The following is a 20,205-nucleotide window of genomic DNA, read 5'->3' on the forward strand; positions in this document are numbered from 1 at the left end:
TTTACAATTGATATGACAACTTAACTGAGAAAGTAAGAATGCGTCGTTTTTCATTTACTTCGTACTCCTCTCTTTCGTAACCAGCACGTAACAAATAGGTTAACCTTTTATCAATTAGCTGATCTTGATATGCCAATCGCACTTTCCAACTATCATATTTATAAGTATCAAAATTTGATACATTACCTCTTGCTTCATCTGGAGATGTTCCAGTTCCCAACTCCAATCCAATGTATTGTTTGGCATCTCGTAAATACCTCCTGGTAGTAAAAAACACTGATCTTGAAACATCACTATCCTTTGGCGTAAAATATCCTCGCAATGAAAACCAATAATTTCTATAGTATTTTCCAATAGAACACGTGTAGATATAAACATTTTTGTGGCCAGCGCTTCCATCAAATCTTAAAAAACGCAGACCAGCAGATGCTTCAAACTTTGCAGGTAATTTCTGATAAAACTCAGCTCCTGCTCGATGTTCCGGAAACAAATTATCTGGAGAATATCCATAATTCAAGTACATGTAATTGCTTGCTGAGATACGTGGATAAGCATCAATTTCAAATTGTTTTGAAATTTCATTTGACCACAAGCCTTCTCCTTCCTTTACCAAATCACCTACATTTACTTTTCCGATTAGACTTCCCCAGGAATTTCTTCTTGAAACTTGAAATGAACTTACATGCCATCTTCTCACATAAGGTTCTTCAAAATGCTCAAAATCATGCTTCACAATTAACGCATACTTTCTTGTTGCAGATTTGTAAGCTTTAAAAAGTTTGATCCCCTCAGCATTTCCAGGATTTATTTCCAACAACTCATTTATAGTTTGCAAAGATTTGGCATCTAATCCCTTTTCTTGTTGAATTTTGATTTTTTTGATTAAAAAATCTTCCTCCCTAGGATAAAAAGATTGTCCGTATTCACAATAAAACAATGCTTTTGAAAGATCTCCAGACCACTTTTCCAAATCAATAAATGCAGATATTGCATCTTTATTATCGTAATCCTTATCTAGAACCACTTGCAATTCTTTTCTTGCCTCATCGTAATTTTTATCCCATGCAAATGTTCTTCCAATTAGAATTCTGGCATCATGAAAGTTTGGTTGATCTTTAAGTATCGTGTAGCAAATATTTCTTGCCTCTGATCTATTTCCATCAAATGCAAGTCGCTGCGCTTCCTTGAATTCAGCAGAAAAATTTTTAGACTTAAGCGTATCAGTTTCCTGAGCATTCAAAATCATTGAACACATCAATGTAAAAGAGATCACTAATGAGAGAGATAAAAGTTTAATCATATTCAATTTATACAGTTATATTCTTTAAGAATTTTAATCTAAATATTTCTTTTTTCTTTCCTGTCTAGCACTAATACTATCCATTACCGTCGACATAAATGGTCGATAATACTTCCAAAAGAACATTTTTCTATCCTTAACTTGATTTGGGCTATAAAAAGCACCACTGATTTTTTCAATTCCACGAAAATAGGAGGAATAAATCCCCATCTTGTTATCTGAAAAATCACAAGAAAAATAAAGGAATCGGTAATCCTCATCATGCTCTATAATCGCAGGAAATTTATTTGGTACTTTCAATGAATCTAACAATTGCTTCCCCTTTTCATTCACGTCAATCTCAAAATTTGCCAGTACATGGTTTCGCTCATCTGTTGCATTAATATCGAACCAATAGGGATAATAAACCTTCTCAGGCACATTGTACTCCAATTGAGTACTTAATTCAGATTTTAAAATTGGAAACCGTTCATTCAAATGTTTGTCCTGTTCCAAAATGATAATTTGCTCCCTATTATTTACCAAAACAATTCCTCCTTTATTGAATTGGTATTCCGTATTATAGTTTTTACGATATAAATCAGGCACCCACTTTGGAATTTCAGGATCCATCAAAGTATCTAAAGTTTGATAATACTTACCAACCCAACCACTCCATTTTAGACCCAAAAGCTGTTCTGTTTGCTTTCGAATCACCGGAGAAGTGGGTGAAGCAAAGAGGTTAAATTCGGCGATTATGGTTTTTCCCTTTCTTTTTAATTCACGTAGCAGGTTAAATTCTTCAGTTTGCAGCCCTCCATAAAAAAGAGAGATAGTATCTTTACCATAATCCGGATGATCTTTCCAATTTGAATTGTAAATGCCGTATGTATCTGCAAAAAATACTACATCTAGAGAATCAGCCAGCTTTGCACTATTTTCCTTGCCATATACTTTTAGATCCTTTATTACGTACTCGCCGTTTTTATCAGGATGAAAGCCCAGAAAATCTTGCGCGTAATCATACTCTTCACCGGTAGGCTTAACCCATTTATTTTGGTTAGCAAGCCAGAAAAAAGACAAGTGCTCCGAAAAATTCTTTTCTGGAGTTGTTTTATCAATTACAAGTAAATTTATGGGTATTTCTTTTTCAACTTTCCATGTAATCCAAGAAATCACAGGGATTAGTAAAATGAGAAAAATTAATACCCGAACTAGCTTCCACATTCGATTTTTACTTTAAAATTACTTATTATTCACCCTTATAACGGAAAGTACCATAAATAAGTTATACTTTTTTGATAAGTATTTTTATTTAATCCATATAATGCCTATTTTCCTATTTAATCAACCCGTTTGTTTTTTAAACAACACTTTTTTTTATTTGAACTGTTTTTTTTGATTTATTAAATAAATTTAATCATCCATGAATAAGATTTTATTAGTTTTCGTTTTAGCAGTTTTTTTCAATACAAATTCGTTTGTAAATTGTAGTGCAAAGAATAATCTTTCTCAATCCACAAACATCAAAATGAATCAAGACAATAAACTAGCAATAGTTTGGACAAGTGCTGATAAAGAAGTAGCCGAAAAAATGGTATTTATGTATGCCTATAATGCCGCAAAATTTGAATGGTGGGACGAAATTAATTTTATAATTTGGGGGCCATCATCAAAACTTCTTAGTGAAGACACAGATCTGCAAGACTACATCAAGAAAATGAAAGAAGTAGGAATAAACATATATGCATGCAAGGCTTGTGCTGATATGTATAAAGTTTCGGATAAACTCTCTGAAATTGGTATTGAGGTAAAATATATGGGAAAACCATTAACCCAATATTTACAGGAAGACAATAAAGTAATTACATTCTAAATCGTATTAAAATGCTTAACAAATCTGTATTTGATTTTCTATTAGAACTTAGGGAGAATAACAACAGAGAATGGTTTCATGCCAACAAAAAGAAGTATGAGGCAGCAAAAAAAAATTTTCAACTTTTCGTTGAATTAAGTATAGAGCAAATCAAAACTTTTGATCCAAGCGTTTCAGGTTTAAACGCAAAGGATTGTCTGTTCAGAATATTCAGAGATGTTCGCTTTTCGGAAGACAAAAGACCTTATAAAACGAACTTTGGAGCGTTTATCGCTAAAAATGGAAGAAAAAGTCGTTATGGTGGCTATTACATACATATCGAGCCAGAACAATGTTTTCTGGGTGGAGGATGCTATATGCCAGCCTCAAATATTCTAAAGGCAATCCGAACAGAAATTTTTCATCATCCGGAAGAGTTTAAAGAGATTGTTGAGAATTCAGAATTTAAAAAACATTTTCCTGAATTATATGGAGAAAAACTAAAAACAGCCCCAAGAGGATTTCCAAAAGACTTTGAACATATCGAATTGCTTAATTACAAACACTATGCTGTTTCCAAAATGATTGATGATTCAATCGTTAATTCCGAACTATTTGCAAAAGAGATTGACAATGTCTTCAAAGCATTGCATCCAATAAATAGGTTCTTAAACGAAATAGTTCAAGATTTATAAAACAAAACTAAAGAAATGTCGTTTCAATTATCGAACGACATTTTTTTTATGGATTAACAAAGAATAACATCTTTTAATAGAAAACATTTTTTTGTTTGCCCAATCATAACTTATTTAGCTGCGGAATTAAGCAATAAATGTACGATAGTAAAAACTACATATCGAAAGTTGAAGAGTTTGTTACGGATTTACTTTGTGACTTGCCCGAAAATCTATGCTACCACAACTTAAAGCATACCAAGGAAGTTGTAGAAGCATGCAAAGAGATAGCAAAGAATTCAGCTCTTTCAACAAGTGACACCGAAATTGTAATTATTGCAGCATGGTTTCATGATGCAGGTCATGCGGTTACATACTTTGGTCATGAAAAAGCTGGAACTAAAATCGCAAAAGAATTCTTAAGCCAAATCAATTATCCTGATTCCAAAATTAAGAAGGTTATAAACTGCATTTTAGCTACGCACTACCCACCTCAACCGACAAATGAACTTGAAAGAATTCTTTGCGATGCTGATATGTATCACCTCAGCTTAGATGATTATGAATCCAGAAGCTTTTCTTTGCTAAAAGAACTAGAAACGGTGACGTCAACTAAAATACCAAAACAATATTGGTGTGATAAGAATCTTGAGTTCCTAAAAGATCATTGTTACTTCACTACCTATGGTAAAAAGGTACTTCAATTCCTAAAAGAAAAAAACCTTAAAAAATACTTTTGGTCGCACTGTAATTGTAAATAGTAGCTCTTATATTGGCTCGCAAAAACAGTTCCTTTATTGTTTTTAGGAGAAATTAGTTATTGCTGATTTAGCATATAAACAATTCCATATAACTAATGTTCACTTTAATTTATCGAATTCCATTCTTATTACTTGAATTAAAACCAGGAGTATAGACTTATATTATTCCAATTTGAAGAGGGCTTTTACTACAGACTAAACAACTTAGCTTAATATATATTCATTCTTAAATTTTAGTTTACTATATTATCAGCTTTGTAAACTAAACCAATCTATCTATGAAAAACTTTACGATTCTTAGAACTATCGTTCTTGGATTAACAATTCTTGTAATAAGTAATTTTAGTTTTGCTGCTAAAGCTCCAATAAAATTCGGTAAGGTAAGTATTGATGAATTAAAAATGCAGACATATGAAAAAGACAGTACAGCTGTAGCTGTATACTTGTGTGATTATGGAGTGAGTGAAATTCAATACATGGCAACCATAGATGGATTCCAATACAATTCCACAAGGATCATCAGGATAAAAATACTAAAAGATGAAGGTTTGGATTATGCTGACCTGGAATTTTCGTTTGATAAAACACAATCTAATGTGGGAACAGTTAAAGCGTGTACTTACAATCTGGAAAACGGAAAAATTGTAAAAACAAAAGTTAGTGCAAAAGATAGGATTCTGGAAAAATCTTCTGATGATATTTTTACGTATAAATTGGCATGTGAGAATGTTAAACCAGGTTCAGTCGTTGAATTCATGTATTCAATTACTTCAGATATTCCTTGGAATATCGGTCCTTGGTATTTTCAACACAGTATCCCAACCATTTGGAGTGAACTAAGAGTAAATGTACCTGAATACTTCGATTACAAAAAAAATGCAAAAGGATATTTAAGTTTTGATGTTAACGAGCTCAACCATTCAAGTGGATCATTTAAAAGTGGTAATACTTTTGGAATAGATAAATATCGGTTTGTAATCAAGGATGCTCCTGCTTTTAAAAAAGAACCTTTTACAACATCCAGTAAAAACTATATGTCTGCAGTTGAATTTGAAATTGCTGGAACAAAAAACAGTTACGGTGTTTACAAAGATTTAACGGGAAACTGGGATAAGATTAATAAATCATTAATGGAAAGTGAACGCTTTGGCCAACAGTTAAAGGCAGGTGGATTTTTAAAAGATATTGTTGCTGATATTGTAAGTAAAACAGATTCGGATGAAGAAAAGATTTTGGCTGCATTCCAATACATTAAATCCAATATGAAATGGGATGACTACTATGGAAAATATACTACATCCTCTTTACGAGCTGCTTTTAAAGAGAAAAAAGGGAATGTTGCCGATATCAATTTAATGTTGGTAGTTCTTTTAAATAAATTAGGGGTAAAAGCTGACCCTGTAATTCTAAGTACAAGAGGTAATGGCTTATTAAGTTTATTTTCTCCTAGTCAATCACGATTCAACTATGTAATTGCCAGTTGTAAAATTGGAGAAAAAAGAATTTACCTTGATGCTACAGATGCCAATTGTCCGTGCAACCTTCTTCCTGAGCGCTGTATCAATGATAAAGGAAGATTGATTAGTAATCAAGGATCATTCTTTGTAGATATCAAATCTAGCAGCATTTCAAAATCAGCAACCATTGCAAAACTAAATCTGGATGAAGATGGTGTGGTTTCAGGCAAGTTGGATTTTTCGCTAAACGGATTTACGGCTTTACAGTTTAGAGATGCCATTCAAGATAAAAGTGAAGAAGAACTGATTGAAATCATGGATGAAGCTTATAAGCTTATCGATGTAGAAAGTGTTGAAATCAATAACCTTAAAGAAGTCGAAAAAAGTGTTGTTTCAAAAATGGAAGTCGAAATGACTGAAGAGCTTGAAAGCGTAAATGATCTTATCTATTTTAATCCATTTATCGTGAATAAAATTGATGAGAATCCTTTCACTCTAGAAGAAAGAAAATATCCTGTTGATTTCACTTATCCTATCGACAGGACTTTCATGCTTGAACTAACTATTCCTGAAGGATATACACTAGAGAGCAAGCCTGCTCCTGCAAAAATCCACCTTCCTGAAAAATCAGGTCAATTCATGTATTCTGCAAGCCAGAATGGCAATAAAATTATGGTGGTTAGTAGGTTTAAAATTAACAAGCGCACATTCTTGTTTAATGAATATCCTAGTCTAAAAGAATTTTACAACTTAATTGTAGCCAAGAATGCAGAAATGTTGGTTCTTAAAAGAATGTAGAATTCCCATTAATAACTATAATGGATGAATTATTTATAATGATGAACGACAGAGCGAAGAATTGATAGAATGTTGATCATATCTATTATCAGTATTAAGAGTAGATTGGCAATTGCTTATTTCTTCTGCTAAAATTGACCAAATCTCTTTGCTTGCTGTTCATTGTTTATTTATGCTATTTTTTAATCTTAACCAATACTTATGAAAGTCCGATACATTTATTTATTGCTGTTGACATTTCTATGTACAAATCAACTATCCGCAAAAAAAACGCCTGTTTTCCCGGTAAGCGAAATACCAGAAGAACTAAAAGAAAATGCTGATGCTGTAATTAGATTTGACGAGACGATTGTTGAAGTCAATTCGATCTATAATTTAAAATACTCCTACAACAGAGCCATAACCATCCTGAATGAATCTGGTGATGAATATGCTGAAGTTGTTGCATCCTACGACAAATCGATGCCTTTAAACAGTTTGCAAATTGCAATATATGATGCAGAGGGGAAGTTAATCGAGAAGGTAAAATCCTCAGAAATAAATGACTATAGTGCATCTGGTGAATCGATGTTTTCTGATAACAGGGTAAAACAATATGAAGCCGTTCAAAAAAATTATCCATATACAATTGTTTACTCATACAATCAGACATTAAATGAATACACTGGCATTGCCGGTTGGTATCCTTATGATGGTTACAGATGTTCGGTTCAAGAAAGTACTTATACTATTGTAAGCAGTGATCCTGATAGTTTCAAATACAAACTATATGGTGCAGTCATTGAACCCGAAGAAACAAATATCAAAGGTAAAACATCACTATGCTGGAAAGCAAGCAAGCTAAAAGCATACAAGTACGAACCCTATGCTTCTCCATATTCTATTCGTGGCCCATTGTTAATTTGCGCTCCTACAAAATTTCAGTATGATAAAATTGATGGAAATACCAGTTCATGGAATGAATTGGCAAAATGGTTTTCCAAACTAAACCATGGAAGAGATGTTCTGGATGAAAATACCATTGCAGAAGTAAAAGAAATGGTAAAAGATTGCAAGAGCGATTTTGAGAAAGTAAAAACTCTTTATGAATACTTACAAAACAAAACCCGCTATGTTAGTATTCAGGTTGGTATCGGCAGTCAGCAACCATTCCCTGCACAAGATGTTCAGGATAAATCCTATGGCGACTGTAAAGCTTTATCAAATTACATGAAGAGCCTTCTTAAAGTAGTTGATATTGAATCATACTACGTTTTGATTAATTCAGGCAATAAATTTCGCGATATTGATACCACATTTGTAAAGACCTTTGCTAATCATGCAATTCTTATGGCACCCTTACAAAAGGATACCGTATGGCTGGAGTGTACCAATAAATTTAGTCCGTGTGGATTTTTAAGTTCAAGTACTGATGACAGAACAGTACTTGCCATTAACGAAAATGGTGGCCATTTGGTTCGAACCCCAGTTTACAAAATGGAAGATAATACCCAAAATAAAAGTGGGGAAATCATTATTAATGCCGATGGCACGGCAACTGCAAACATTACAGAAGAGTGCAGAGGTTTGCAATATTCATACCTTGCAGGACTTTCTCATCTAGGTCCTGAAGATCAGAAAAAAAGAATCTATAGTGATTTGGAACTTCCTGATTTTAAAATCAAGAATCATGAAGTATCGAAAGAGTTAACTAGAATTCCAAGTTCTGTATTGAAGCTTGAGCTTGACATCAGAAACTATGCTTCTCAATCGGGTGATCGCTTATTCATTCCTCTTAATTTGATCAATAGAACCAGTAAAGCACCTAAAAAAGTTAGAAATCGCGAAACAGACATCTACTACAAACGTGAATATTGCGATACCGATAGCATACAATTCACCCTACCGGATGGTTATAAAATGGAAAGTATTCCTGAAAAGAAGGTGATTGAATCGGATTTCGGCAACTACTATAGTGAAGTGAAACAAGATGGCAACAAAGTGACTTATATCCGAAAAGTGGAATACAAAAAGTTTAATTTACCTGCAGAACGATATGATGACTTAAGAACTTATAAAAAATCAGTAGTTAGGGCTGATAAGGCTAAGATGGTTTTGAAGAAGATTTAAATGTAGATCAGTCTAAACATTCACACAGTCGAATAGTCAAATAGTCGAAATGTTAAAAAATTAAGCTATGGCAACAATTAAACAGTTTGAAGATTTACTTATCTGGAAAGATGCCAGATCTTTAGTTCGATTGGTCTATGCCTATTGTAACAATATCAATGATAAGAGTTTTACAAATCAAATGCAACGTGCAGCAATATCCATAATGAATAATATAGCAGAAGGATTTGAGAGAAGTTCTGATAAAGAGTTTTATAGATTCTTAGACATTGCAAAAGCTTCCTGCGGTGAAGTACGAAGTATGAGCTATTTGGCATCTGATTTACATTATATGTCTTCAGATCAAAGTCGAGAATTAGAATTTAAATCACGCCTTTTATCAGGAAGCATATATAATATGATGAAATACCTAAAATAATAAGAAAAGCACAATTAGATAATAAATAAACCTATTTGTGCTTTTCTCCAATATTATTTATCAAAAGTCAACCGTTCAACTGTGTGATTGTTTGACTTTTGTGACTATTTGACTATTAAGAACTTTAATACTCCGGAAGTAGGAATGAAACACAAACCCCACCCTCGTTTAGGTTTTCAACATCTACTTTGGCTTTGTGAAGATCCATTACCAATTTAACAGCTACCAAACCTGGTGAAAATCTTTTGAACTCTTCGGTTCGTTCGTTTTTCTCCAGATCGAAGAAACGGAAGGTGTAATTCACTTCTCCGTCGGCAAAGTGAGTTCCCGCATCTTTTACAAATACTTTAATTTTTTGGCCCATCAATTCGGCTCCTACATACACTTCGGAACGTGATGGTGTATTTGTGACCGCATTCTCTATAATTTTCTCCATGCAAACCAGTAACAAGCGCTCATCGCCGCGAATGATGTAGTTTTTAGGAATATCAATTTTCAATTTGATCTTGCGTTCGGTAATCAGTCCTCTCAGTTTATCGGAACTGTTTTTTACGATTTCATATACAGGTAATCCTTGCACTTTCATTTCATAACGTTCGAATCGTAAGGCAGAAAGTAGTAATGCAATATCTGAAACACCAATCAATTTTTCAACGGCTTGCTTGATAAAACGAACATATTTCAAGTTGGTTTTGTTCTTGATGGAAAACTCCAACATATCCGCAAATCCTACGATACCATTTAAGGGTTCACGCAATTCTGTCGACATTAAAGAAAGGAAATCATTCTTGGCATCTTCTAATTTTGACAACTGAAGGTTTGCCTCTTTCAATTCATTATTCGCATCCTGTAACTCCATGGTACGGGCAGCAACACGCTCTTCCAATTGCAAATTCATGAACTTTAAAGATTCATTCTTATGCTTCAACTCAAGGTGTGTATTTACACGAGCAATCAACTCCTGAGGATTAAATGGCTTGGTGACGTAATCCTGTGCTCCGGTTTCAAATCCTTTTACAATGTCCTCGCTATCCACCTTAGCGGTAAGGTAAATAATCGGAATATCCTTGGTTTTATCTTTTGATTTAAGATACTTGCAAACTTCATATCCATCCATTTCCGGCATCATGATATCCAGCAATATCAAATCAAAACTATCCGCTACACAAAGCATTAAAGCATCTTTACCATTCAGTGCATACTGAATTTCGTAAGAAGAATCGGAAAGAATGGCCTGTAAAACCTTTATGTTTTCGGGAATGTCATCAACGATAAGAATACGATGTTTCTTCATTGTTAAATTTTATTTGAAGGGGTTTAAGTTGTAATAATTGAGTTGATTAAGAATAAGAACTTACGGGGGCTTAGCCTAATCAAAGCATAAATATAACATATTAATTTTAAGATTTTATAATAAAACAACAAAAAGTGTGGAAGAGTTTGGAAAAGTCGAGAGGAGTTTAAAAATGTCTTGAAGAGTCCATAAAAGTATAGTTGAGTCTGGAAAAGTAGAAAGACAGTATGAATCCAACTGATCCCAAAACAAACTCCAATCCTTAAAGCTTTTGGGACTAAAAAATAAAAAGTCGAATAGCGCTAATATTCTATTCGACTTTTTATTTTCCAGAGTTTACAATTTATTTATACATCTCCTCATAATATTTTTGGTACTCGCCACTGGTTACATTATCCAGCCACTCCGTGTTTTCCAAATACCATTTTACTGTTTTTTCAATTCCTTCTTCAAATTGAAGAGATGGTTCCCAGCCTAATTCTTCTTTTAGTTTTGTAGAATCAATGGCATAACGTAAATCATGACCTGCTCTATCGGTAACGTAAGTAATCAACTTCTCAGATTCACCTTCTTCACGACCTAACAAACGATCTACTGTTTTGATCATTACTTTGATCAAATCGATATTCTTCCATTCATTAAATCCTCCAATATTATAGGTATCACCCAATTTTCCTTCATGGAAAATTACGTCAATTGCGCGTGCATGATCCTCTACGTACAACCAGTCACGTACATTCTCACCTTTTCCATAAACTGGAAGTGGTTTGTTCTTGCAAATGTTGTTGATGAACAATGGAATTAATTTCTCAGGAAACTGATATGAACCGTAATTATTTGAACAATTTGAGATTACCGTTGGCAAACCATAGGTATCGTGGAATGCTCTCACAAAGTGATCCGAAGAAGCTTTTGAAGCAGAATATGGTGAATGTGGATCGTAAGGTGTTGTTTCCAGGAAAAACCCTTTCTCTCCTAAAGAACCATATACTTCGTCAGTTGAAACATGGTAGAACAACTTTCCTTCGAAATCACCATCCCAGGCATGCTTGGCTGCTTGTAATAATGAAAGTGTACCCATCACGTTGGTTTGAGCAAATGAGAATGGATCTTTTATGGAACGGTCCACATGAGATTCTGCTGCCAGATGAATGACACTTGTAATCTGATGTTCCGCAAACACTTTCTGAACAGCATCGAAGTCACAAATATCACATTTCACAAAAGAATAATTTTCCTTGTCTTCGATGTCTTTTAAGTTGGCCAGGTTTCCTGCATAGGTCAACACATCCATATTGATGATTTTGTATTCAGGGTATTTGTTTACCAACAAACGAACCAAATGAGATCCGATAAAACCTGCACCCCCGGTAACTAGAATTGACTTCATTGTGTTTTTATTTAAGTTTTTATTATTCATTTTTTTTAAGGATAATCATTGGTTTATTACACGCGGAACAGTTGTTTCAAAACTCCTGTTATTTTTAAATACAATCGAGTTTTGCTGAATCCTGTCAGGATTATTCCTTTCATACTAATTTACATTTATTTTTGGTTTACCACAGATGTGATAATAAATTCTGAGTCTTTAGTACTAATATTGCCTAAACGCACAAAATTAAAAGGAATTATGGATTATTAAAAGCGTAGAAAAAGAAAGTCTGGAAAAGGTCAAAGGTGAAAGGAAAAAGGAGAAAGGAAAAAGGAGAAAGGTGGAAAGGAGAAAGGTGCAGTCATCCTGAGCTAGTCGAGGGATCTCTCAATTTAAACTCCAAACAGAAAACCCAAGAAACAAGGTCAAAGGAGAAAGGACAAAGGAAAAAGAAGAAAGGAGAAAGGATTAGACGCAGATGTTGATGATAGATATGATTTTCGCAGATAAGCTTTGTCCACAGATGAACACAAATAAACACAGATGAAAACAGGCAGCTTTCAGCAGGCAGTTCGAACTAGTTGTCATCCCAAATTTGTAGTCATCTCTCTGCCATTCAGGATCTGGTGAAAGCACTCTCTCAATTATTAATTGTTCATTATTCACTGAGGAATGATCATTGTAAATAAAGCCCCGGAGAGGCGTAATCTTTATAGCCTTGGGTAAATGAGCAAAGCGAATGTAGCCCAAGGTATATGGTTCGTGTAAATATTGTCGCAACTACAAGCTTTTATTGATGATGATTGCTCACATGCGACGGAAGAAATCTAAAGTCGTAATGTCGTGAAGAGTCAAAGAGTCTGGGAAAGTAGAATGGTGTAAAGGAGAAAGGAGTTGACTGCTGACCGCCAAATGCTATTTGCTCTTCAAAACTCTTTGTCTGTTCAACTGTTCAACTGTTTCACTGTTCAACGGTTCGACTTTTCGACTTTTCAATTGTCTCTAGATGAATCAAACGTTTTCGATAATGAAATGGCATAATTTTACCATTAAAAATATAAGTTGACACATTTGACAGCTTGACAGTATAAATTATTTTTGTAGCTTTGTTTGTTATAACACTACTATTACAATGTTTTAATATGGAAAATTTACCAAAGGAGATAGCGGAAGCTATTAAAAATGGGGTGGCAGACAACCAATTGATTAAAATGGCCCAGGATCTTTTAGAGAATGGTGACCAGGAAAATGCCGCTAAGGTTTTGGATTTTTGCTTCTAGTAAATTTCAGAAAACCAAAAAATAAAAGCCCGAAGAGTTTCTTCGGGCTTTTGTTTTGTCATCCCTTTTTGAAGGCCTTATGTATCATTGAATTTTCCCCAAGGATTTAAGTTATTTTAAAATTAATTTGAATAATCTCTATTTTTTTTTTGCTATTGTAAATTTATTTTGTTTACCTTTATATTGTCTACAAATTAATCGGGAAACCGATATTTCATTTATAAGGTTCTTTAAATGAACCTAAATATATCCCACAAACATATATTCCGCTTGTATTGTACTTTGCAGTTGTTGTAAATTATAAATAAGTATGATGTATAGCGTAAACTTATTACTTGAAACAGGCAGATTCATAAGATCACCCATTGAAAGAAACTAAAAGTATCCGGTGGCTTATTGATTATTTCGTTCATACAAGCGCTATAAATGAAATAATTTGTGGACAAACAATAAGTCACCGGATTAAAACAAAGTCTCCCTAAATGAACAAATAAATTTTAATGTATCCAATTTTAACACTTACTGTAAGCAATTGAAAAGCTAGCCCCAATGCCAGAAAATCAGCCGAAAATGAGATGAAAATCTGCGTTTATAACACAGTAAGCTTGGGGAATGATACAAAGCGTGTTGGTTTACGATACAGAGCGACTTGTTTACGACACAAAAAGTTTCGGGGATGACATAGCGGCCCCGGTTTATGACACAAAAAAGTGCGGGGACCACACAAAGAGATCTGTTTTCGATACAGAGCGACGCGTTTTCGATACAAAAAGTTTCGGGGATGACACAGCGAGCTCGGTTTATGACACAAAAAAGTGCGGGGACGACACAAAGAGATCTGTTTGCGATACAGAGCGACACGTTTTCGACACAAAAAGTTTCGGGGATGACACAGCGAGCTCGGTTTATGACACAAAAAAGTGCGGGGATGACACAAAAACATCTGTTAACGATACAGAGCAAGCTGTTTTCTACACAAAAAGTTGTGGGAAAGACACAGAAGCCTATATTATGCTGCTTTAAAGAACGAACTCTCTCTCCTATCCATTGATAGACTACTGGACGAATTTATAAGCGTCTAAAATACCACTTGTACATACCAATTATTATTTACCTGACATGTTTCTGCCCATGCAGTGCCTGTCATTAAAACTACTAATATCATGAAAAGAGTATTTTTTACTTATCGAGAAATGAAAAGAAGATTGGAAGACTTCTATAGTGAAAACCAGGCTAAAATTGATGCCATTCCTGTTCTGAAGGAAATTTTTGATGCCCTCTTTGCGAGCTTCATCAAATTTGAACTGTCTTGGGAAATTCTTACACAGGATTATTCCGGTTCTACCCTAAGCAAAAAGAATGTGAAAGTTCAGTTGGCCAAGCATCTCTCCAAATGCAATATGCTGGTGTACAACTATTGTATTAAAAATGAGATCACAGATGAATTGCCTAATTTTAAAGGGAGTGATGTTTATTTGAATCGCCTTTCGGATGAAAAATTGATTAGCCGTAGTGAATACAGCATTCAATACCTGGTAAAAATGGGTGAAAGCATCAGTGAAACAGGCCTTGTCGCCCAGGATTTGGAAGATTTGAAAAGCTTGTTTACCAACTACGAAGCCATGGCTCCGAGGCCAAAGGTTTTGATTGGCAAGCAGAAAATTGCCCAACAAGACCTAAGTGATGCTCATGCTGATGGTCTGCACATCATTCAGGAAAGGTTGGACAAGGTGATGGAATCGATGTTTGAGGAAGCTGAACCCGATTTCTATCATACCTATGTGGAAGCCTCGGAAATTGAGAAGCCCAACTCCAGTAAACTGGCGGTAAAAGGTTCAATTTTGGACAAGAGCACCAAATTACCCGTTCCACAAGCTCACGTGATCATTGAATCCATCGATTTGGATCATGAGGTGAAAGGGAAAAAAGGAGGTTTCCGAATCAAAAAACTGGAGCCTGGTACCTATACCCTAAAGGTGGAAGCCATTACCTACAAAAGTATCAGTTTGGACCTGATTCATAGACTGGGTGAAACCAATGTGCTGGAGATTGAAATGGAGGCTGTTAATTATGAATGATAAATTATGAGTTATGAATGAAGAGGTGCGAACTCTCAATTAATAATTAACAATGAATAATAACAAGAGGTGCATTGGGTTGTGCCTCTTTTTTTTGTGGAAAGTCTAAAAAAGTTGAAAAGTCTTGAAGAGTCTGGAAAAGTAGAAAGGTAAAAAAGTAAAATGGTGGAATAGTCTAATGTTTGGTAAGGTCATTGGCAAATAAAGCCCCAGAGGGGCGTAATCTTTATAGCCTTGGGTAAATGAGCAAAGCGAATGCAGCTCAAGGTATATTTGGTTCATGTAAATATCGTCGCAACTAAAAACATTTATTGATGATGATTGCTCACATGCGACGGAAGAAATCTAATGTCGTAATGTATTGAAGAATAAAAGAGTCTGGAAAAGTGGAATGGTGGAAAGGAGAAAATTGCAGTCATCCCGAGGAAGCGAGGGCTCTCTCTATCAATTGGTAATTAATAATGAACAATTAGGGCTTCGACTACACTCAGCCACCAAGAACTTGAAGAACTAGACGCAGATCTTAATGATGGATATGATTTTCGCAGATAAGCTTTGACCACAGATGTACACAAATAAACACAGATGAAAACAGACAGCTTTCAGCAGGCAGTTCGAACTAGTTGTCATCCCAATCTCGAATGGTCGGGAGAGGGATCTGTTGCCAACAGACCTGATTCTTGATTGTAATTGAAGAGATCCTTCACTCTTGCGAATTATCGGAACAGGCTATTCAGGATGACCTAAAAACCCAGCAGTTATCCCAAAAAATATTGGCAAGTGCAGCACCTCCATTAAGAATCGATATTTAGAAAAATAAAATCCCGAAGAGTTTTCTTCGGGATTTTTATTTCTTATTGGCTACTTATTTTTTTGAATTGAAAAGACATTAAATGTATCTCAACAGAAGTTCCATTACCCAGAGGTGCTTCTTTAATGGCAAAAATATTCTCTACCGGATCGGAAGGAAGGTTGGCAGATGTAAAATTCTCCCCACTATCGGTACCCGCATCATAGGTTCCAGCCTCTACTGTGATTTCGTCAAGAAATAAGCCATTTTCATATAAATTCACATTGGATACTGCAACAAACCAATCGGGACTTGGTGCAATCATACTTACCAAAGATACCAATGAATGATCCTTGGTAAGATCAATTTCGAACTCTATTTCTGAAGTTCCCGTTGGCAAACCAGCATCTTTGATAAAAGAAAGTGCATCTCCACCGTTTATGAAAGCTTCAATTTCATCATCCAAAGGGTTGGTCCCACCAGTTTCTGCCATTTTTTTAATTCCAGGACTCGCCAAATTACCCGTAGTAAACAGACTGACTTCATTGTTGTGAACCATTCCTGCCACTGGTGAAAAATGATCATTCTCCGGGAAATTGTTGGGGTGATTTGTTTCATTCCAGTTGCCAGTAACAGTTACACTGTACTTTGCGGATGTTTCCATAGGTTGAGGTTCTTCTGTACTATCCGAATCTGAACAAGATATTCCAAAAAGAAAAATACTTGCTAATAATAAGTCACGTAATATTCTTAATTTCATAAGCTTCAATATTTTATTTAGAATAATTTAAAATAATGAAATATTTTTTAATATCAAACCATTCCTAATAAAAAAAGCCCAAAGAAAATTTCTTTGAGCTTTTGTTTTCAATCGGCCCTTCAAGTGCTAACTTGCTATCAGGGTAGTACACCGATTAATTATTTCTTATTAAAAACGTTCAAAATTGCAGTTTTGATTCTATCTCTTTCTTCATCCGTCATGTTAGAACCTGACGGAAGACACAAACCATCTTCAAACAATTTTTCTGAAGTACCGTCTCCGTAGAATGGACAATCAGCAAATACAGGCTGCATGTGCATTGGTTTCCAAAGAGGACGACACTCTATGTTCTCTTTTTCCAATTCCAAACGAATCTCTTCACGTGTAATTCCATTCGTTTTTGATGGATCAACCAGTATAGATGTTAACCAGTAGTTTGAATAATAATCCTCATTTGGTTCTTCTAACAAGGTTACCCCATTTACATCAGCAAATAATTCCTTGTAGAACTCAAAGTTTGCACGTCGTTGAGCAACACGCTCACCCAATACTTCCATTTGTCCACGTCCAATACCTGCAACAATGTTACTCATACGGTAATTGTAACCAACATGTGAGTGTTGGTAGTGTGGTGCATTGTCCCTGGCCTGTGTAGCCAAGAATCTTGACTTCTCAATCAGTTCCTGATCATCAGAAATTAAAGCACCACCACCCGAAGTAGTAATGATTTTATTACCATTAAATGAAAGGATACCAAATTTTCCAAAGGTTCCCATTGACTTCCCTTTGTATTTGCTACCTAAGGCTTCCGCTGCATCCTCTATCAAAGGAATTTCATATTTATTGGCAACCGCCATCAATTCTTCTATTTTACCAGGCATACCATAAAGATAAACGCAAAGAATTGCCTTTGGTTTCTTACCTTTGGCGATACGATCTTGGATAGCTTTCTCCAACTGAATTGGACACATGTTCCAAGTATCCTTCTCTGAATCGATTAAAATTGGAGTTGCTCCTACATAGGTAATTGGATTCACTGTAGCCGAAAAAGTAAAAGATGAAGCAATGACCTCGTCGCCTGCTTTTACCCCTAACAAAACCAATGATAGGTGGATTGCAGCAGTTCCAGCACTTAAAGCTGAAGCATGAAAAGCTCCAGTGTATTTTTGCAAGTCTTCTTCAAAACCATTTACATTGGGTCCTAAGGGAGCTACCCAATTGGTATCATACGCTTCCTGAACGTACTTCATTTCATTACCTCCCATATGTGGGGAGGAGAGCCATATTTTTGGTTGCATTACTTTACCTCCGATAATTTTTCTTTGTTTATAACACTATACATGTTTCTAATAGTGTCCTCTACTGTATAATTAGCTTTCCAACTGTAAGACTCAGCAAGATCAGTATTTACCATAGAGCTAACTTTTACTTCCTGAGAATCACCCAAATATATTAAATGCTTTTTATTATTTAGGTTCAATGAATTTAAAACAGAATCACAATACTCCTTCATTGACAAGTTCGTCCCTCCAACATTAATTACAGGGTCAAGCAAATCCTTATGATCATAGCTTATAAAATAACGAATTGCATCAACAGCATCTCTAATATCCAATAGGTTTATCTTATTCATAGGATTAGTAATATTGACAGATTCACCTCCTAAAATATTTTCAATAATCTTGGCAAAAAAGCCATCTGGTTTTTGTTCTGTATGCGGAACACCAACCACTCTTGTAAATCTTAAAGATAAAACTCGGGTGTATGGATAATTTTTATGAAGATCTTTGAAAAATTCTTCTCCTATAAATTTCTGGAATGCATAAAGGTTATTTATGGAAAGACTATTTTTTTCTTTCTTTACAGCATCTAACTTTTGATCGTAGACCGATTGTGAAGAAATATTAATGATAAACGGAATGCCAGCTTTAGCAATTTTCTGTGATTGGCTATACTGAAAATAAATTGATTTAAACATATTTTCTTCAGATTCATTAGCTCTTGCACTAGAGAAATTTACCAAAATATCACTTTGACAATATCTACTTTCTAATTCCGGAGATGATTCTTTTATTATAGATACACAGTTATTACCATTGTACATTTGCAAATATTTCTCAAATGAACTATCTCTGCATATTAAATTAATCTCTTTATACTCTCCACTTTTAATTATTTCATTAACAAAGTAGCTCCCAATAAAGCCACTACCACCAAGTACTGTAATAATCTTTTTAGAATGTAGTTCTGAATTGGTTCTATACTTTGTTAGGCAAGCAACTTGTCTTATCCCTACCTTGTTAAAAGCTTTATTTTCCAGTCTCGATTTATCACCTAAAAAATCCTTAACCAAATAATCTACCTCATTGAATCCCAATTTTGCACGATTACCAGTAATTCCGGTGAATCTCATGTTCATTTCAAAGAATAAAAAGCCGCGATTTGTTATACGTCCTTGCAGATTAACTGGTCCAATTACTTTCTTTGATTTTAGAACTTCCGCAAACTTGTTTATTTCATCTATATACTCAAAATCATCCGGATCAATTGTGTCTACAAATACGGGAACTCCATTTTTCAAAGTATTTTTTGAAATAAAAACACTCTCAATGTCTGAATTTTTAGAGAATACAATCTGCACAGATATTTCAGACATTTGAACAAAACGACCTGCTTCGACAGCATTTAATATCGTCTTATAATTAGAATCGTTCTCTAATGGAAATAAATAAGGTTGAATGATATCTTCATCCTTTGCTCTTGATAGTTCATCCGGTTTTTTTATTATTTCAATCCCCTGAGAAGCTGATCCTCCAGATGGCTTAACTATAGCTGGAAAAATGGAGGGGTCCGGATTCTTTTTAAAATCTGTAACCAGGTAAGTTGGAACAATAGAGCAGCCGTATTCTTTAAAATAATCATACCACTTATACTTGTCTCTACTTATCTCAATAATATCCGGAGAATTAGAAGCTACAAGTACTTCAATTTTATTCTCTTTAAACAGATTTATATTTTGAGCAAATAATAACAATTCATGATCATGTCCAGGTATAATAATATCAACCCCTTCTTGCTTACTAATATTTAGTATAAACTCAAGATAGTTTTCGGAATATATACCTGGAGTAATATGAAACTTATGACAATAATCGAATGCAAACACATTTTCGTTCATATCACAACCAATAATTAAATCTCTTCCTGTTAAATTTAGAGAATCTAAAACTGATTGCCCAACTCCTGATCCTGCACAGGTTACTAATACTGTTGCCATATA

The 20,205-nt window shown here is 34.6% G+C and carries 15 protein-coding genes; 8 read left to right on the forward strand and 7 right to left on the reverse strand.

Annotation, left to right across the window (positions count from 1 at the left end; genetic code table 11):
* Position 1: 1 nt before the first annotated feature.
* Both DF185_RS02420 and DF185_RS02425 read right to left on the reverse strand, forming a co-directional pair.
* Positions 2–1,246 carry a YaiO family outer membrane beta-barrel protein gene (locus DF185_RS02420; protein WP_165835917.1) on the reverse strand — a complete coding sequence of 415 codons (1,245 nt, stop codon included), beginning with the start codon at positions 1,244–1,246 and terminating at the stop codon, positions 2–4.
* Between the two features lie 87 nt (positions 1,247–1,333).
* On the reverse strand, positions 1,334–2,506 hold the full coding sequence (locus tag DF185_RS02425; RefSeq protein WP_110359128.1) for a hypothetical protein: 1,173 nt from the start codon (positions 2,504–2,506) through the stop codon (positions 1,334–1,336).
* A 199-nt stretch (positions 2,507–2,705) separates the two neighbouring features.
* Between DF185_RS02425 and DF185_RS02430 the strand changes: the two genes are divergently transcribed.
* The 6 genes from DF185_RS02430 (at position 2,706) to DF185_RS02455 (ending at position 9,351) form a co-directional block, all read left to right on the forward strand.
* Entirely contained in the window at positions 2,706–3,155 is a 450-nt protein-coding gene (locus DF185_RS02430; RefSeq protein WP_243421746.1) for a DsrE family protein, read from the forward strand.
* Positions 3,156–3,166: 11 nt separating this feature from the next.
* Complete coding sequence (locus tag DF185_RS02435; RefSeq protein WP_110359129.1) at positions 3,167–3,829, forward strand: DUF2461 domain-containing protein; 663 nt, start codon at positions 3,167–3,169, stop codon at positions 3,827–3,829.
* Positions 3,830–3,966: 137 nt separating this feature from the next.
* Positions 3,967–4,569 (forward strand): HD domain-containing protein, encoded by a 603-nt coding sequence (locus DF185_RS02440; protein ID WP_110359130.1) that lies wholly within the window; start codon positions 3,967–3,969, stop codon positions 4,567–4,569.
* Between the two features lie 278 nt (positions 4,570–4,847).
* Positions 4,848–6,824 (forward strand): DUF3858 domain-containing protein, encoded by a 1,977-nt coding sequence (locus tag DF185_RS02445; RefSeq protein ID WP_110359131.1) that lies wholly within the window; start codon positions 4,848–4,850, stop codon positions 6,822–6,824.
* Positions 6,825–7,025: 201 nt separating this feature from the next.
* A complete protein-coding gene (locus tag DF185_RS02450) occupies positions 7,026–8,933 on the forward strand; it encodes a DUF3858 domain-containing protein (protein ID WP_110359132.1) in 1,908 nt (635 codons plus the stop codon).
* Between the two features lie 67 nt (positions 8,934–9,000).
* On the forward strand, positions 9,001–9,351 hold the full coding sequence (locus tag DF185_RS02455; protein ID WP_207784547.1) for a four helix bundle protein: 351 nt from the start codon (positions 9,001–9,003) through the stop codon (positions 9,349–9,351).
* A 124-nt stretch (positions 9,352–9,475) separates the two neighbouring features.
* Here the strand turns inward: DF185_RS02455 and DF185_RS24105 are convergent, their stop codons facing one another.
* Both DF185_RS24105 and rfbB read right to left on the reverse strand, forming a co-directional pair.
* Positions 9,476–10,645 (reverse strand): hybrid sensor histidine kinase/response regulator, encoded by a 1,170-nt coding sequence (locus tag DF185_RS24105; RefSeq protein WP_110359133.1) that lies wholly within the window; start codon positions 10,643–10,645, stop codon positions 9,476–9,478.
* A gap of 343 nt (positions 10,646–10,988) precedes the next feature.
* Positions 10,989–12,035 (reverse strand): dTDP-glucose 4,6-dehydratase, encoded by a 1,047-nt coding sequence (gene rfbB / locus DF185_RS02465; protein WP_110359425.1) that lies wholly within the window; start codon positions 12,033–12,035, stop codon positions 10,989–10,991.
* Between the two features lie 1,124 nt (positions 12,036–13,159).
* Here rfbB and DF185_RS23530 point away from each other — a divergent pair.
* On the forward strand, positions 13,160–13,297 hold the full coding sequence (locus DF185_RS23530) for a hypothetical protein (protein ID WP_165835918.1): 138 nt from the start codon (positions 13,160–13,162) through the stop codon (positions 13,295–13,297).
* A 1,163-nt stretch (positions 13,298–14,460) separates the two neighbouring features.
* Entirely contained in the window at positions 14,461–15,375 is a 915-nt protein-coding gene (locus tag DF185_RS02480) for a carboxypeptidase-like regulatory domain-containing protein (RefSeq protein WP_110359136.1), read from the forward strand.
* Positions 15,376–16,229: 854 nt separating this feature from the next.
* On the opposite strand, the gene DF185_RS02485 is transcribed toward DF185_RS02480, so the two are convergent.
* From DF185_RS02485 to DF185_RS02495, 3 genes are all read right to left on the reverse strand, one after another.
* Positions 16,230–16,925: a spondin domain-containing protein gene (locus DF185_RS02485; RefSeq protein ID WP_110359137.1), complete on the reverse strand. Its 696-nt coding sequence runs from the start codon at positions 16,923–16,925 to the stop codon at positions 16,230–16,232.
* Between the two features lie 158 nt (positions 16,926–17,083).
* Positions 17,084–18,223, reverse strand: coding sequence for a DegT/DnrJ/EryC1/StrS family aminotransferase (locus DF185_RS02490; protein ID WP_110359138.1), 1,140 nt, complete (start codon positions 18,221–18,223; stop codon positions 17,084–17,086).
* Positions 18,223–20,202, reverse strand: coding sequence for an NAD-dependent epimerase/dehydratase family protein (locus DF185_RS02495; RefSeq protein WP_110359139.1), 1,980 nt, complete (start codon positions 20,200–20,202; stop codon positions 18,223–18,225). Before DF185_RS02495 ends, DF185_RS02490 begins: the two co-directional genes overlap by 1 nt.
* Positions 20,203–20,205: the final 3 nt, after the last annotated feature.

Source organism: Marinifilum breve, assembly GCF_003202155.1.
GTDB classification, from domain to species: domain Bacteria; phylum Bacteroidota; class Bacteroidia; order Bacteroidales; family Marinifilaceae; genus Marinifilum; species Marinifilum breve.